This is a genomic window from Herbaspirillum rhizosphaerae (assembly GCF_046025915.1).
GTDB lineage: Bacteria > Pseudomonadota > Gammaproteobacteria > Burkholderiales > Burkholderiaceae_D > Herbaspirillum > Herbaspirillum rhizosphaerae_A.
On record NZ_JAQQFR010000017.1, the window covers coordinates 78,050 to 94,239 of the forward strand.

Sequence of the window (16,190 nt, forward strand, 5' to 3'; positions counted from 1 at the left end):
CCATGATACAGAAATCATCTCCCCCGCACTCAGTGCGAATGATGAAAATTATTTGTGACTTACGAACTGCCCCGGATGGCAGTCAAGAGTAACGAGAGCCATCCGGGATAACGGCATCAGGCCGATGTATCGATGATGTTGCCGATGGATTTCCAACCGGCGGAGACATCGTCAGCCACCGTGTGTGCTGCCGACTTCACGGTATCAACAGTAGCGTCGACGACATCACCGATTTCATCGCCGACTTTGGCGACGGCATTCTTCACGGGGACGTAGACGTTGTCGTACAGCGCATTGGTATAAGACGAGGAAACGGATGAAACGCTCATGGCATTCTCCTTGAAAAAGTCGATGAATTGTTCTGACTTCATCATAGCCATTCCGCCCCACAACAAGAACAGGCCAGAGCGCGATTTCGGGTAAATCAAATTAAAGATTTGTAAGGATCTGGTGATTGCGCATGATCCCTATGGCGTCGCCAAAAACCGCGAAATCACGCCAGCCGCCTTGTCGAGGTTAAGCACGCCTTCCAAATGCCCGCCCGGCCCCTGCAGCAGATAGAGCATGCCCTGTCCGCCCTGCTTCTTGAAACGCTGCAGCGCTTCCATCGACAGCTTGGGCGGAAATACCAGATCGCTGTAACTCGGGATGAACAGGATCTTGGCCTTGATGCCTTTCACTTCTTCATCGCTGAGGCGATACAACTGGTTCGCCTTGGACATGTAAATGATGCTGTTGCCATCAGCAACTTTGGCGCGTGCTCGGGCACCGGCTTCCAACGCGGATTCGATCTTGAAACGATTACCCATGGCTGCGCCGGGCAGTTTATCGGGATCAGCGGGCGCATAGCCGAAGGTGGCCTGTGCCCAGTCCCAATGGCGCGTTTGTACGGTCACGATCTTGAGCGCTTCGGCCACGCCATCATCGGGATCGCCGCTGCCGTAGTAGTCACCCTGCTTCCATTTCGGATCGAGCCGCACCGGCAGGGACCAGACATCCAGCAAAGCGATCACGTAAGGACTGATTTCAAAACCCGGCCCGATGACATGCACCACCCGCTTGACGAAATCAGGATACAGCGCCGCCCACTCCATCGCCTGGATCGATCCACCCGAGGCGCCAACGGCCGCAGCCAGTTGATGCACACCGAGCTTGTCGAGCAATTGTTTATGCACCCGCACCGAGTCGCGCATCGACACCACCGGAAAACGCATGCCGTACGGCTTGCCGGTGGCGGGATCAATGGACGCCGGCCCGGTGGTTGTCACCATGGGATCCTTGACGTTGATGTTGACCAGCGTATCCGCGCTGATCACAAAAAATTTGTCGGTATCGATTGCCTTGCCGGGGCCGATGATGCTGTCCCAATAGCCGGGAGCGGCGTCGCTCTCTTTATACTTGCCTGCGGCGTGCGACGTCCCGGAATAAAAATGCGCGACAAAGATGGCGTTGTCGCCGGTGTCGTTGAGCTTGCCGTAGGTTTCATAACCGATGCGTACATCGCGGATTTCCTGGCCGGCGACGGTCTTGTAGGACGGCAGCGTGAATATTTGTTTGTTGACCAGTGGCAACGGTGCCGATGCCGATGCCGATGCCGTTGCCGAAGCCGATTGCGTCTGCTGGGATGGCCCTTGCGGCATCTGCTGCAGCGGCTGAGGACGTGTGGGAGTCGGCAGCGACGACGCGAAGGCAGCCGGGAGCGACAAAGCAAGCGGCAGGGAGAAAGAGAGGATGAAAGACAGATGGCGCAACTTCATCATGAAACGAATCTCCTTGGTATGACTTGGTATGAATGTGACAACCCGGCCACTCTACGACAAGCACCGCCGCATCACAACCGGGCATGTGTAAAAATACGCCTCTTTACAGTCGCAATATCGTTTCAATACAACGGAGATTTCCAGTGCCCACTACTCACCTGCCCGATGTCGCCGGCTTGCTGCATTTACGTAATACCCATGGCGACAACGCCGCCATCAGTTTGTACGGCGCGCAACTGCTTTCCTGGAAAACCGCCGACGAATGCGAGCATCTGTATTGCACACCCATGCCGTCGGTCAAACCAGGAGCATCGATCCGCGGCGGCGTGCCGGTCTGCTTCCCGCAATTTTCAGGGCGTGGCACGCTGCCCAAGCACGGTCTGGTACGCAATCTGGTCTGGCATGTCGACGGCGACATCGTGAGCGGTGACGATCAGGACGTCGCCTGTGTGCGTCTCGTCGCCACCGATACCGACGGCACGCGCGCCTTGTGGCCACACAGCTTCTTGCTGCAATTGCAGGTAGAACTCGGCGCCGGCTGGGTCAGTGTCGCACTCAACGCCACCAACACCGGTGACGCCGCCTTCGACTTCACCGCTGCGCTGCATACCTATCTGGCCACACCCGACGTACGGCAGGCAAGCATCGAGCATCTCGAAGGCACACGCGTACTCGATACCACCATCGCCAATGGCAGCGAAGCGGTGCATGGCAAAGCGCCGCTGCACATCAGCGATGAAACGGACAATATTTACTTTGCGGCCCCGGCGGCACTGGCTTTGCAGCAAGATGCACGGCCCTTCTTGCAACTTGAGCAGCAAGGCTTTACCGATAGCGTGATCTGGAATCCCGGTCCGGCCAAAGCGGCGCAACTGGGCGATATGCCGGCAGAAGACTGGACGCGCATGCTGTGCATTGAAGCTGCCCAGATCGAGCATCCGGTTCGCCTGTCGCCGCAAGCGACATGGCGCGGGGTGCAGCGGCTGACGCGAGCAGCTTAAAATATTTCAACCATGTTCAGCGCTGCAACAATAGAACGACGCAGGCGCTACGTTTAAGGGCGACATTTCAGTCCCGCGAAAGAGAAGCTTAAAGAGGAGCTTGCCTGAAACAAGCACAAGCTCTTCTTTCTCACTGCGGCTGGCCGACAGCTACTTCTTCTTGGCTGTCTTTTTCGCTACGGTGTCGATCCCGTATTGCGACAACATCCATGCCATTTCAAAAGCGCGCTCCTTGATGGCGTCATAGCGTCCTGAGGCGCCACCGTGACCCGCCCCCATATTCACCTTCAACAGCAGCGTATTCTGATCAGTTTTAAGCGCACGTAACTTCGCCGTGTACTTCGCCGATTCCCAATACATGACCTGGCTGTCATTCAGACCGGTCGTCACCAGCATCGATGGATACGCTGTTGCCGCGATATTGTCATAGGGTGAATAGCTGCGCATGTAGTCATACGCGGCGCGTTGGTTCGGATCGCCCCATTCCAGATATTCGCCGGTAGTCAGCGGCAGACTGGCATCCAGCATCGTATTCATCACATCGACAAAGGGTACGGCGGCATGCACGGCATGGAACAGATCGGGACGCATGTTCACCACGGCGCCCATCAATAACCCACCGGCGCTGCCACCTTCGATGATCAGGCGCTGCCGGCTGGTCCAGCCTTCTTTGATCAGATATTCGGCACTGTCAATGAAATCGTTGAAGGTGTTTTTCTTGTTCATCAGCATGCCGTCATCATGCCAATGTTCGCCCATATCGTTACCACCACGGATATGGGCTTCGACGAAGATCACGCCACGATCAAGCAAGCTGACGCGGCTGTTCGAAAACGTCGCCTCGGCCGGAATACCGTAAGCGCCATAAGCGGTGAGCAGCAACGGCGCACTGCCATCTTGTTTGACGCTTTTCTTGGCGACGGCCCACAGTGGCACCTTGACACCGTCACGTGCCGTCGCCCAAAGGCGCCGGGTCTCGTATAGCGCGGGATCATAGCCAGGCACCTCCTGTTGCTTTAGCAGGCGGCGCGTGCCGCTCGCCATGTCGACGTCATAGACCGTCGACGGCGTAACCGGCGAGGTATAGACCAGTCGATACTGGCGCGAAGTGAATTCCGGCGTGCCTCCCGCATACGACAGATACACAGGCTCATCGAACTCCAAGGTCTTCCAGTTGCCGCTGGCGAAGTCGTAAATGCGCGAACGCTCTTGCGCATCGGACTTTTCTCCCACGACCAGAAAGTCGCGAAAAACCTCCATCGACTCCAGCAAGACCTGTGGGTCGTGCGCAATCAGTTCTTTCCAGTGAGCCTCAGCAGGTGTGGCCAGCGGCGCGACGACCAAACGAAAATTCTTGGCATCCTTGTTCGTCTTGATGAACAACTCGCCATCGCGATGATCGACGTAGTAGCGATGACCGGTTTCACGCCCCAGGATGGAACGAAAACTTCCCGCCGGTTGATCCGCTTCCAACAGACTCACCTCTGAGGTATCGGTGCTTTCCGCCTGCAGTTCAATGAATTTTCGGTCGCTGCTATTACCGACATAGATATTGAATTGCTCGCTGGCTTCGCGATACAGCTCCACCGGCTTGCTGCCCGGCGTCCATCGCAGCAACAGATCAGAACGCTTGGTGGTGGCGTCTTCCTGCACCAGAAACACGGTCTTGCTGTCGGCCGCCCACGCCACACTGGTCACCCGTTCAATCTGATTTTCCAGCAACTTTCCAGTCCGCAGATCCTTGATGTGCAAGGTGTATTGCCGATAGCCGGTGGTATCCGTCGAATAGGCCAGATGGTTGTCGTCCGGACTGACAGCGAAGCTGCCAATTTCAAAGAACTCCATCCCTTCGGCCAGTTGGTTTTCGTCGAGCAAAACTTCTTCAGGAGCATCGGCGTCATAGGAAAAATCCGCATCCGTCCCAGCCGGACGGCGACACATGATCGGGTATTGCTCGCCGGCTTCGGTACGACTGTAATAGTAGTATTTCCCACGCCGCTTCGGCACCGACAGATCGGTTTCCTTCATGCGGCTTTTGATTTCGCCGTAGAGTATCTTCGTCAACGGCGCGAGCGACTTGGTCATTGCCTCGGTATACGCGTTTTCCGCCTTCAGATAAGCGATGACTTCCGGATTGGATTTTTCACGTAACCAATAGTAGTCATCGACGACGACCTCGCCGTGACGGGTTTCCTCTCTGGGATGTTTGGCTGCGACCGGTGGGGTTGGAGGAACTGCAGCGAGAGTCGATTTGATGGTCATCAGAGCCAGAATAAACGCCCGAAAGAGGGCTGGTTGTCGAAAAATACGTCGCACACAGGCCTCACACAAAGAAATCGTGCGGCACACTCTCCGCAGCGATCAAACCTGTCGCGACCATTTTTGCATGATAGGCCACAAGCCACCATCAGGCAAAAATCAGGTGTAAACCCTGAAAAGACCAACGTGCATCGACAACCGCTGCAGCCTCTCAGCCGGCACTTAAAACGTCAACACCAGGGAACCTTGCACCGCACCGGATTCCAGCAGGCGATGCGCTTCAGCGGCTTGACTGAGTGGCAGGCGACCGCCGATATCCACCATCAGACCAGCCTGCCATTGCGCCACCGCCGCATCGGCGGCAAGCCGGTATTGCGACAGCTCTTTCATGAAGGTAAGGATACTTGGCCGCTCCAGCAACACACCACGCGCCTGCGCTGCGCTCAGCGATTCCGGTGTCGCTCCATCGCCCGACACGGAACCGATCGTGATCGCCATGCCGCCGCTGCGCGTTGCCTGGATGCTGCGCAACAGATTGTCGCCGCCGATACCGTCCACCACCAGATCAACACCTTTGCCACCGGTGATGTCCATTGCCTCTTTCACAAAATCCTGGCGGCGATAGTTGATGACGTGATCCAATCCTCGCGATTGTGCCAATGCCGCCTTTTCGTCGCTGCTGACGGTACCGATGACGATCGCACCGAGAGTCTTCGCCCATTGCGTCAGCATCAGCCCCAATCCTCCTGCAGCAGCATGCACCAGCACCGTCTGGCCGCGCTGCAAGCGCGCATAGTGATTCAGCAACAGATAAACCGTCATGCCGCGCAAGGTACCGGTACCCGCCTGCTCGAATGACACGCTGTCCGGCAAAGCGATGACACGTGCCGCCGGCAGATCGACCACCCCGGCATACCCGCCGCAAATAGCCGACCATGCCACACGCTGCCCCACCTTCAACGAGGATACCGCAGCGCCGATGGCGTCAATCACCCCACTGCCTTCAACGCCGAGCACCGCAGGCAACGGCAATGGATAACGGCCCAGACGTTGATACACGTCGACGTAATTGACACCGGCAGCATGCTGGCGCACACGCACGGCATCCGCTGCCAGAGGCGGCAGACTGTGTGTAACGAGTTCGAGATTGCCGGCGTCGCCGTAGGCGGACAACTTGATGGCCTGAGTGCTTGCGTTCATGAGTGTGCTCCGATAGATGGTGAAGATGATGAGGAGGAAGTGGACGCCCAGAATAACTTCGTGCAAAATAAAACGGAATTCCCCATTCATGCCCATCCGCTGTGCAAAAATCGACAACACATCCCGTCACTGCCCTCGCTCTCGATCAACTCTCCTGGGATGACGTGCGGTACTTTCTGTGCCTGGCACGCAGCGGCAGTCTGTCGGCGGCGGCACGTTTGCTGGCGGTGGAGCACTCGACCGTGGCGAGGCGCATCGGCGCGCTGGAAGCCGCTATCCAGTTGCGCTTGTTCGATCGTCTGCCACGCGGCTGGCAGCTGACAGACGAAGGCAAGACCCTGCTCGAAGCCGCCGAGCGCATCGAACTGGAAGCGCACGCTTTTGGCCGCGCCATACAGGGCATGACGGCGATGCAAGGTACCGTACGGCTATCGGCGCCGCCGGCTTTGACCAGTCATTTTCTGATGCCGCTGATGGCGCAAAAACACAAGGAGTGGGAAGGCATACAGCTCGATCTGGTCGGCGAAATCCGCGCCGCCAATCTGCACCGGCGCGATGCCGACCTGGCGCTGCGCCTGTCGCGTCCGGAAGAACCCGGCCTGATGGCACGTCGGCTGGGAAGCGCAGGGTACGGCCTCTACGGCAGCAGCCGCTGGAAACGCGTGGCGCGTGCAAAACGGCAATACATCGGCTATGGCGAGGCACTGCAAGGCGGCCCGCATCGCGCCTGGCTGGCACAGTGCGCGGATGACGCCCCGTATGTCCTGGCCGCCAGCGACTTCGCTATCCTGCATCAGGCCTGCCGCTCGGGATTGGGACTGACCATCCTGCCGCACTTCATTGCGCGCAACGATGAAGCGCTGATCGAGTTCGACAGCGGACTGGATCCCATGCAGCGCGACATCTGGCTCACCGTCCATCCCGATCTACGCCGCTCGCCGCGGGTACAGCGTATTGCCGAGTTGCTGGCGCAGATCATTCAGGAGCAAGCGGCATTGTTGGACTGACGTGGCGTACCGGACTGCGCCTGACCAGGCGGTCTCTGCCAAAAATCACGGTTCAGGCTATGCTTTGGAGATCGCAGAACCTTCCTGACCATCCTCATCCTCTTTGCCATGATCAAGATCCTTGGAAAAGCCACCTCCATCAACGTCCGCAAAGTCCTCTGGTGCTGCGACGAACTAAACCTGCCTTTTCAGCGTGAAGACTGGGGCAGCGGATTTCAATCCACCCAGGTGCCGGAATTTCTCACGCTCAATCCGAATGCACTGGTACCGGTGATCGACGATGACGGCTTCGTCCTGTGGGAGTCGAACAGCATCATCCGCTATCTCGCCAATCGCTACGGCAACGACAACTTCTATCCACGCCATCCACAGGCACGCGCCTGCGTCGATCAATGGATGGACTGGCAGGCAACCAATCTGAACAATGCCTGGAGCTATGCCTTCCTGTCGCTGGTGCGTAACTCGCCGGCGCATCAGGATCCGCAGCAACTGGCCGCGTCTATCACCGGCTGGAACAAACACATCGGCATTCTTGAGCAGCGCCTGCAATCGACCGGCGCCTATGTTGCCGGCGACCGTTTCACGCTGGCCGATATTCCCATTGGCTTGTCGGTCAATCGCTGGATCGCGACACCGCTGGAACATCCAGACTATCCGGCCGTGGCAGCGTATTTTCAACGGCTCAACGACCATCCCGGCTTTATCCGGCACGGCAACAACGGCACGCCCTGATTCTTCTCTTGCATTGACATCACAGACCGACGACCATGGACAACTCAAGCAATCGCCTCGTACCCATTTTTTTCTATGGCCTGCACATGGATGCAGAATCGCTGCAACAGAAAGGCATCGCTATCCGTCAGCCGCGCCTGGCGACGATCTTGCACCATAGTGTGGTCGTGCGAGAAAAGGCGATGCTGCTGCGCGAGAAGGATGCACTTGCCTACGGCATGCTGTATCACCTGACGCACGCAGAGATCGATATCCTCTACCAACACCAGACCGGCTATCGTGCCGAAGCTTTCCCGGTCAATGACGGCGAGCATGAAATTTGCGCCATCAGCATGGTGCACATCGAGCCGCCGCTCGACTCCCCCATCGATTACGACTACGTCTCACGACTGCGCGCAGTACTGGAACGGTTAGGTTTCCCAGTTGATCATCTGCCAGCGCAACTGGCCTGACCGGCCATTCAGTCGATTACAGGAAGAGACAAGACCATGCTGCTGCACACCATCTATCTGATCGCCATCACGGCTGAGGCCATGTCCGGCGCCATCATGGGAATCCGCCGCGAGATGGATCTGTTCGGCATCTGTCTGATTGGCACGGTCACGGCGCTCGGCGGCGGTACCGTGCGCGACATCCTGATCGGCCACTATCCGCTGAGCTGGGTCGCGCATCCGGAGTACCTCGCCTTCACCATCTGCGCCGCTGTCGTCACCGCGATTGCCGCACGCAAAATGCATCATTTCAAATCGGCATTTTTGATTGTCGATGCGCTGGGGCTGGTGGCCTTCACAATCATCGGCTGCGATATTGCGAGAGCGTTTTCCGAATTCAATCCCTTCGTTGTCGTCATCTTCGGCATGATCACCGGCGTGTTCGGCGGCCTGTTGCGCGACGTACTGTGCAACCAGATTCCACTGGTGCTGCAACGCGAAGTCTATGCCAGCGTGTCGCTGGTGACGGGCGGTCTGTATGTGGGACTGCAATGGCTGGACGTCAACGCCAATGTGGCGTCGCTCAGTGCGCTGGGTGTGGGATTTGTGTTCCGTCTGCTGGCGATCCGCTATCACTGGATGCTGCCGCGCTTTAATGAGAAGGACGTGCAGGGTTTTGAGTGATCACTGATCATTCTGAAATTTCTGCAATTTTTCAATCTGCAAATCAATCTCAGCGAACCGCTCAAAACCCCGGGTGCAAAAAATTACTCGATGATGATCGGTTCGACCGATGGCAATGACACCGGCTGCGTCGTGGACTGGACCTGGCTTTCGTCTTCACCGGTTGCTGCGGGTCCTGTGCCCTCTCTCATGCCATCTTCCCCGCCGGTGTTTTGGCGAGCATCCAGACGTCGTTTGCGTTCCGCTGCAATCATCTTCGCCGGTAGCGGTGTCCAGACGACGCTGGTATTGACGGCGTACATCTGGCATACGACATTACGCCATTTTGCACAACGTTGCATCACCCGTGTAGCGGGATCAGAAATCCCCGGCGCATCGGTTGCGCTCAATCCCCATGTAGATGTCCACCCACCATTGCTGGAGATGGCAAAGGCCCGAGGCAGTTTTTGATCCAGCCATTTTCTGTAGGTCTCGCGTCCCTTCTCACTCACCGCCGGCAATGACATTTCATCGTTCAATCGTGCATAGCTAGTGCGGCGGAAGCTGCTACGGCGGTCATTCAGGCGCTGCGCCACTCCCGGCAGCAAAGCGACATCTGCCCGTCCAGTTTCCACCGAATGAGGGCGCAATATCGTTTGTTCAAAGTGCAGCTTGTCTTCCGGATCCGGCGTGAAATCGAACTGATAGTAACTGCGCTCGCCGGCCTTCACCTGAATGGTGAGGCCGCGATTGAAACCCCATGGCCCAGGACTCACGACAATGTTGTGCTTGCCAGGATCCAGGTGCAAGACAACGTAAGTACCGTTTTCCAGCATTGGGCCGATGTGGCCATCCGCCGAGGTATAAAAAGGCTGCGCTCTGGCGATTTCCGATTTGTTGCGATAGATATAAACATCGCCCTTGCTCTCATCTACCGGCTTCAGCGGCGTACCAGCGCGTGGCGCACGGGCACAACCTGAAAGCAATACGACGGCAGAAATAAAGAGAAGAGCAGAGACACGAGCCAGTCGTGAACCGGCCATTTTTGTCTGATGTGACATCTGGTGTTTTTCTTATCTGTTGATAGGGATCCCGCGGCGATTCTCACCGATGTCAATTTACAGGTCAAGCTGGAATGGCGCATTCTTCTGCGTATGTAAAAAATGTACCCGCAGCGTGTATCCATGCGCCTTTGCGCGCATATTTCGTCAGCACTTTGACAGCATCTGGTGCTACATTCGTTATGATGATTGCTGATAAAAAACAGAAGAAAGCAGCGCCATGCCAGATAAGAAAACCAAGAACATGCCCACTCTTTCGCCTCTCGATTTCCGTTCTTCGCCGCTCCTGATTGCAGCAACAGCTGCCGTAATCGGTCTGAGCAGCTTGCCTCAGACGGTGTATGCAGCCCGCTGGCAGGAAGTCGGCGAAAACGAAACCTCGCTGGACAAGAGTTATATCGATATCGATTCCGTCAGACAAGACGGAAACATTCGCGTGGCGCAGTTCATGACCGTCTACGAAAAGGCCCGCGTCAATTCGCACGACATCAAGATGGACCGCTACATTCAGAGGACGGCGTTTGATTGCGTCAACAAAACCATCTCCCTGATTTCCACGGTCGGCTACCTCGATGGCCAGCGCGTCGGCTTCAGCCCGGTGCGTACCGACTGGATGCAAAACTTCAGACCGCTGACGGAGACGCCGTTCGTGCAACGGTCTTTCGCGCTCGCTTGCACCGTCCCAGTACAAGCTCAGGCGCCCAAACCATCGCAGCCTCAGGCCCCAAGCACGCCACCACCAAGACAGAAATCAAGTAGCGGCACCGGCATCATCGTCAACCGTGACGGCTATATTCTGACCAACAACCATGTCGTTGATGGCTGCAAATCACTGACGGTAAAAGGAAGCAGTGGCGACACGATAAGAATACTGGCAGAGCTGGAAGCCGTTGACCGAACCAACGATCTCGCGCTGATCAAATCCCTGCAGCCATTCAACCAGGCCGCCAGTTTCCGCATGCCGGCCAAACCGGCCAGGCTGGGAGAAGAAATCGGTGTCATCGGCTACCCGCTGCCGGGCATTTTGTCGAGCGAACCAAAAGCCACATTCGGCCAAATCAATTCACTCGCCGGCGTCAACAACAATCGCGCCCATCTGCAAATTTCCGCCCCTATTCAACCCGGTAACAGCGGTGGCCCGGTACTCGACGCCAGCGGTGCCGTCGTCGGCGTGGTGGTCTCTTCGGTAGCGATGGCGATGTCGCAGGCAATAGGCTCCGTGCCGCAAAACGTGAACTTCGCCATTCGCGGGGAAGTAGCGCAAAGTTTCCTGACTGCACATCACATCAGCTTCATCATTGCAGAGCCGGGCAAGAGACTGCAAACGGATGAAATCGCCGAGAATGGCCTGCAATTCACGGTGCAGATTTTATGTAATTGAATGATGGGGTGACGCACTCACCCCGGGTTAAGGCAACTCGGATACGGTTCTTTTTCTCCCGCAACTCGCGCGCACAAGCGCACAGGTGCGAGCTGCTGGTATCGGCTTATCCATTTCGCCATATCGATGCGCATCGGCAGCGCTGACGGCATGCCTCTTTCGGCCCACTGTACGGTGTAGTAATCGCGCTCGCCCTTGATCACGATGACCAATGCAGCTTCGCTGGTGCGTCCTGCCGTAGCGGGCGACTGGCCGCAACTGACGATCATGATGTACTGCTCGTAGCCGTTGACGATACCCTCAGACATCTTTCTCTGACTGAAGGAATCCGAGCAGGCACGCCGAAAGCCGGCGGCAATATGTTCGGCATAGTTTGCGGGTGAAATCGTCGCCTCCGATGCGGTCTCTCTCACGCCGCTTATCGTCACCATTTGCGTCCAGGCGCCAAGATCTTCACCTTCCGGAACCGCCTCCCGAATATAGCGCTGCGAGCTGGTGTTTTCGGAAGCCACTTTGAATCCTCTTGGATACCCCATGTAGAGAAGCTGGCTGTAGATCGGCGTCACTGATTTGACGACGGCCTCCTGCGATGCGCCATTGACGGCTTCTTCCGGCGAGTGCATTTCGGTCATGACAGTCGCCGGTGCGACCTTTACCTCGCGGGCGTCTTTTGATGTTTCTTTGAGATCAAGGCCCTGTCCCGTGGCACCACATGCCAGAGAGACAAGAGCCGACAGGACGACGATTTTTTGAAAAGAGTGCTTCATATTGTTGTGTTCGTCTTTTTTGACGCTTATTTGTGACCACCGGTATAGACCAGTTGATCTGGAACCGGTCGATCCGGATTCCCTGCCGTGATTCTACATAAAGGACTGAAGACGGTAAGGAACCAACGCAAAATGCGTGCGCAACCACGTTGCTCCGACTGACCAGACTCGGTACTACTGATGAAATAAATTGCCGCTCTCACCTCCGTGCATTGAAATTTTGTCTCTTGTTGCCATGCCATCGGCACCAGCAAAATGGATGCTCGTTTTTCTTCTCTTTTCCCGTACCCGTGGAGCCGACAGATGACACGCTACATCGATATTCAACGCATTGCTGCGCATCTGAAAGATGCCCAAGACAAGGTACATCAGGTTGCCACCATTACATCGCAAGAGCCGGCATTCGACGTCGCTACGGCATACGAAGTGGCGGATATTGTGCATCAGACAAGACTGACACAAGGCGCTGCAGCAGCAGGCCGCAAGATCGGCTTTACCAACGCCGCGATGTGGGCGCGATATGGTGTGGAAGAACCGGTCTGGGGTCACATGTACGACAGCAGCATCGTCTATCTGTCGGACTCACAAGGCGAATGCAGCCTGGCCCGCTTCACCGAACCGAAGATCGAACCGGAAATCGCCCTGCATTTCCACAAGGCGCCACCGGAAGATGCCGACATCGCGGCACTGGTCGATTGCATTGACTGGATCGCTCCCGCCTTCGAAATCGTCCAGTCCCATTACCCTGGCTGGCAGTTCAAAGCTGCCGACGCTGTAGCCGATGGTGGTCTGCACGGCATGCTGTTTGTCGGAGAACCCGCCTCGCTTGCCGCACTCGGCAGCGCAGCCCTGGAACAACTGGCAACGTGCAACGTCACACTGCGTTGCGACGGTGCGGTACGCGAAACCGGCAAGGGATCAAATGCACTCGGCAACCCACTCTCCGCGATGGCGCACCTGATCGCTGTGATTGCAAAGCAGGTGATTCAACGCCCGATTCAGGCCAATGAGATCGTAACGACGGGTACGCTCACGGCGGCATTTCCGGTGAGCGCGGGAGAAGCTTGGGATATGGAGCTGGGGGGGATTGCCTTGCGCGGAATACGCTTGAAATTTTCCGCATGAAAACAAGATTACTGACACACAGGCAGCAACGACGGGCGGCTTAATCTGAAGTGAATGTTGCCGCATGACGGGCACGGCGAATCAACCGCAAGAGAAGTTGTTTCGTTGTTGAAGACGATCTGGGTGGAAGATTGTGTGTAAGTCCAATGACGCTGTGTCAACCGTTGCGTCAGCAAGCGCATGGCATCCTCACCTCCGGATGGAGACCAGGCATGGCCATCGAAACTGGTTTTTCCACCTTTTCGTCTCCACGCTGCGACACCTGTGACAGACATTTCCGACGGCCATAGATCCCTGACATATCCGGGAAGATTTGCTTCCGTACATTGCTGCGCATCCGCGTTCCTTTTTGCGTCCGCAAGAAGATACACGGCCCACAGGCATGCGGCAAGAATCAGTCCCAGGGTTTCTTTTTTTATTGTCATGGAGTGACCTAACGCCACACTGGCGACACCAAGCCCGCACTTTCCCGACACTGTGTTGGGACTCAGAAAGTGACAGCAGTATTTAACTAACAGCTGGAGAAACAGCGCCGTTGTCCTGTTGTTGTTCTCTCAGCGGTCTGTTTAGACAAGAAATACGATTTTGTCCCTCTGACTTGGCCATCTGCAACGCGCTGTCGGCACGCTGCAAGAGGTCGTCCATCGTCTTGTCGCCGTGCTCGCTGACGGCGACGCCAACGCTGATGGTAAAGGGTGGCAGGTTATCGCTTTGATTATCCGCCATGCCGCGACGCAGTTTTTCAGCGATGATCATCGCTCCGTGCAGATTCATGACAGGCAGTGCCAATGCAAATTCTTCGCGGCCGACACGGCTGATGATGTCGGTGTCACGCAGAATGCGCGCCGCCAATACGCCGAAACGATTTAGCACGGCATCGCCGACGGCGCGTCCATGGGTTTTATTGATTTTTTCAAAGCCATCGATATCGCAGACCGCCATCGACAAGGGTTTCGCAGTGCGCCGCGCCAGCCGGAATTCGCGGTTGGCATATTCGTCGAATTGGCGCCGATTGGCGAGCCCGGTGAGCGGGTCACGCGTCGCCATCTCATAGAGATGCGCATTGTAGCGCGCGATTTTCTTGATCATGGGGCGGAAAATCAGTACCGCTTCCAGCGCCAGTACGATGAAAAACGCGATCAGCACAAGCAGTTGCGCCGTGCGAGCCTGTTCAATGCGAGCGTTCGCTTGCTCGGCGAACAGAGCCGCCGCACGATCGAGCGCAGGCAGCAGCAGATCGCGAGAATGGTGTTGCAACGCCCGATAAGCCTCGTTGCCGGCGTTCATAGTGGTTGCACCAATGAAACGGCGTGAGTCATCCAGGAAACTGCGCACTTCCGTATCGAGCGCGTTGCTGCCGACAAAATACAGCTCATGTTCGGCCGCATTGAGTTGGCTGCCGGCGGGGTCGCCTTTACCGGTGACGATATCCTGCGCCCGCTCCATCTGCGTGACGGCATCCTGCAAGGCATCGTTGGTGGATGTGTCGCCGACATACAGATCGGTGCTGAGCAGCGCAATGCGTTGCGACAGCATGCGTTGCTGTTCAACGAGATGAATGCGCTGCGCAGCATTGCGTTGTTCAATGACGATGTTGCCAAATAGAAAATACGCTGCCAGAAATAACAGCGCCAACACTGCCACGCCGCCCGCATAGGCAATGCTCATCCGGGTCGCGCTGATCTTTCTGTCGGGCAAGCTGGTCGCCGTTGTTTTGGTTTCTTTGGCCGCACGTGTCATCGTAGTGCTTTCTGTGATTGGAGCGTGGAGTGCACAATGCAGTCCTGAGGGTCGATATTATGACATCAGTGCCGCGCAGGAACACGGCAGCAGAGGTGCTCAATCAGATATCCGGGCTTTGCCGACGGCGACCGTTTGCATCAATCACGCACTTTCCCCCGCATCGATTTGATCTCACCGCGTTGAGTCTTGGTCTGCAAGCGTTTGCGTTGCGAACTGCGTGTGGGACGAGTCGGCCTGCGCAACACCGGCACGTGGGCGACGATCGCCAACATTTCCTGCAAGCGTAACAAGGCATCCGCCTTGTTCTTTTCCTGGCTGCGATGCGCCTGGGCTTTGATAATCACCACGCCCTCCTTGCTGATGCGATGATCCCGCAATGCCAGCAGGCGCTGCTTCACATCATCCGGCAAGGACGACGCGCGGATATCGAACCGCAGGTGAATGGCGCTCGATACCTTGTTGACGTTCTGTCCGCCCGCACCTTGTGCGCGGATAGCGGTGAGTTCGACTTCGTCGTCGGTGATGAAGAGGGTCAGGATGGCGGTGGCTCGCGTTAGTAAAGCGCTATGCTAAAAATGCTTTAAGTGGACACTAAAGAGGAATTTGACGGCGGCTAGTAACAAACCAGAAACTGCCCGGCACTTCCCTATGCGGAATAAGTAATTCAACTGCTCGTCGTAAGCCTGTGAAACTTCTGCTCTACCATTGAGCTACACCCAGGTTGAGTAATGATTATACCGATGGAAAATCTGGTTCTCCATAGACCGTATATGGAAAGAAATCAATTTGGGAGGGTAGTTTGTTTCAGAACTGATGCGTTTATCCGAGAGTCATTGAGTGCACTATCGATTTCCTGCGCATGAGCTAGCTAGAGATTTTATTTTTCCGCAGAACGTTATTTTTTGTAAGGAAATCGATGTGCGTGACAGCAAGAGACGGTCATCAGTACAAGGCGCATTGACGCACACGGTGTGTTGTTGCGATAAAAAAATACAACAAATGCATTTCATTTTTTTTGTCTGATCTAAAAAATTACTTCTATAAACAAAGCTGAAGTCAT

General features: G+C 56.2%; 16 protein-coding genes. 7 read left to right on the plus strand and 9 right to left on the minus strand.

The genetic code is table 11. From position 1 onward, the window contains the following. Positions 1-116: 116 nt before the first annotated feature. Together PQR63_RS21655 and PQR63_RS21660 are read right to left on the minus strand one after the other, a co-directional pair. Complete coding sequence (locus PQR63_RS21655; protein ID WP_408170045.1) at positions 117-329, minus strand: protamine P1 domain containing protein; 213 nt, start codon at positions 327-329, stop codon at positions 117-119. Between the two features lie 138 nt (positions 330-467). Then, positions 468-1,760, minus strand: a complete 1,293-nt coding sequence (locus PQR63_RS21660; RefSeq protein WP_408170047.1) for an E22 family MetX-like putative esterase — start codon at positions 1,758-1,760, stop codon at positions 468-470. 143 nt (positions 1,761-1,903) lie between these two features. Here PQR63_RS21660 and PQR63_RS21665 point away from each other — a divergent pair, with 143 nt between their 5' ends. Then, positions 1,904-2,761: a D-hexose-6-phosphate mutarotase gene (locus tag PQR63_RS21665; protein WP_408170048.1), complete on the plus strand. Its 858-nt coding sequence runs from the start codon at positions 1,904-1,906 to the stop codon at positions 2,759-2,761. Positions 2,762-2,911: 150 nt separating this feature from the next. On the opposite strand, the gene PQR63_RS21670 is transcribed toward PQR63_RS21665, so the two are convergent. After that, positions 2,912-5,023, minus strand: a complete 2,112-nt coding sequence (locus tag PQR63_RS21670; protein ID WP_408170050.1) for a S9 family peptidase — start codon at positions 5,021-5,023, stop codon at positions 2,912-2,914. A 219-nt stretch (positions 5,024-5,242) separates the two neighbouring features. Then, the gene (locus PQR63_RS21675) at positions 5,243-6,220 is read right to left on the minus strand and encodes a quinone oxidoreductase family protein (RefSeq protein ID WP_408170052.1); all 978 of its coding nucleotides are present in this window, start codon (positions 6,218-6,220) and stop codon (positions 5,243-5,245) included. A gap of 164 nt (positions 6,221-6,384) precedes the next feature. On the opposite strand from PQR63_RS21675, the gene PQR63_RS21680 reads away from it, so the two are divergent. The 4 genes from PQR63_RS21680 (at position 6,385) to PQR63_RS21695 (ending at position 9,074) form a co-directional block, all read left to right on the plus strand. Next, positions 6,385-7,227 (plus strand): LysR family transcriptional regulator, encoded by an 843-nt coding sequence (locus tag PQR63_RS21680; protein ID WP_408170054.1) that lies wholly within the window; start codon positions 6,385-6,387, stop codon positions 7,225-7,227. A 108-nt stretch (positions 7,228-7,335) separates the two neighbouring features. Beyond that, complete coding sequence (locus PQR63_RS21685; RefSeq protein WP_408170055.1) at positions 7,336-7,959, plus strand: glutathione S-transferase family protein; 624 nt, start codon at positions 7,336-7,338, stop codon at positions 7,957-7,959. A gap of 35 nt (positions 7,960-7,994) precedes the next feature. Further along, a complete protein-coding gene (locus PQR63_RS21690; RefSeq protein WP_408170057.1) occupies positions 7,995-8,411 on the plus strand; it encodes a hypothetical protein in 417 nt (138 codons plus the stop codon). A 36-nt stretch (positions 8,412-8,447) separates the two neighbouring features. After that, a complete protein-coding gene (locus PQR63_RS21695; protein ID WP_408170059.1) occupies positions 8,448-9,074 on the plus strand; it encodes a trimeric intracellular cation channel family protein in 627 nt (208 codons plus the stop codon). An 83-nt stretch (positions 9,075-9,157) separates the two neighbouring features. On the opposite strand, the gene PQR63_RS21700 is transcribed toward PQR63_RS21695, so the two are convergent. Then, positions 9,158-10,114: a hypothetical protein gene (locus PQR63_RS21700; RefSeq protein ID WP_408170061.1), complete on the minus strand. Its 957-nt coding sequence runs from the start codon at positions 10,112-10,114 to the stop codon at positions 9,158-9,160. Between the two features lie 220 nt (positions 10,115-10,334). Here PQR63_RS21700 and PQR63_RS21705 point away from each other — a divergent pair, with 220 nt between their 5' ends. Continuing rightward, on the plus strand, positions 10,335-11,495 hold the full coding sequence (locus PQR63_RS21705) for a S1 family peptidase (protein ID WP_408170063.1): 1,161 nt from the start codon (positions 10,335-10,337) through the stop codon (positions 11,493-11,495). A 17-nt stretch (positions 11,496-11,512) separates the two neighbouring features. Here the strand turns inward: PQR63_RS21705 and PQR63_RS21710 are convergent, their stop codons facing one another. Then, positions 11,513-12,262, minus strand: coding sequence for a hypothetical protein (locus tag PQR63_RS21710; protein WP_408170065.1), 750 nt, complete (start codon positions 12,260-12,262; stop codon positions 11,513-11,515). Between the two features lie 303 nt (positions 12,263-12,565). On the opposite strand from PQR63_RS21710, the gene PQR63_RS21715 reads away from it, so the two are divergent. Next, positions 12,566-13,387, plus strand: coding sequence for a 2-keto-4-pentenoate hydratase (locus tag PQR63_RS21715; protein WP_408170067.1), 822 nt, complete (start codon positions 12,566-12,568; stop codon positions 13,385-13,387). Positions 13,388-13,395: 8 nt separating this feature from the next. On the opposite strand, the gene PQR63_RS21720 is transcribed toward PQR63_RS21715, so the two are convergent. The 3 genes from PQR63_RS21720 to arfB form a co-directional block, all read right to left on the minus strand. Then, positions 13,396-13,812, minus strand: a complete 417-nt coding sequence (locus PQR63_RS21720) for a hypothetical protein (RefSeq protein ID WP_408170068.1) — start codon at positions 13,810-13,812, stop codon at positions 13,396-13,398. Between the two features lie 82 nt (positions 13,813-13,894). Continuing rightward, complete coding sequence (locus PQR63_RS21725) at positions 13,895-15,127, minus strand: GGDEF domain-containing protein (RefSeq protein ID WP_408170070.1); 1,233 nt, start codon at positions 15,125-15,127, stop codon at positions 13,895-13,897. A 140-nt stretch (positions 15,128-15,267) separates the two neighbouring features. Next, a complete protein-coding gene (arfB, locus tag PQR63_RS21730; protein WP_408170075.1) occupies positions 15,268-15,624 on the minus strand; it encodes an alternative ribosome rescue aminoacyl-tRNA hydrolase ArfB in 357 nt (118 codons plus the stop codon). Between the last annotated feature and the right edge of the window lie 566 nt (positions 15,625-16,190).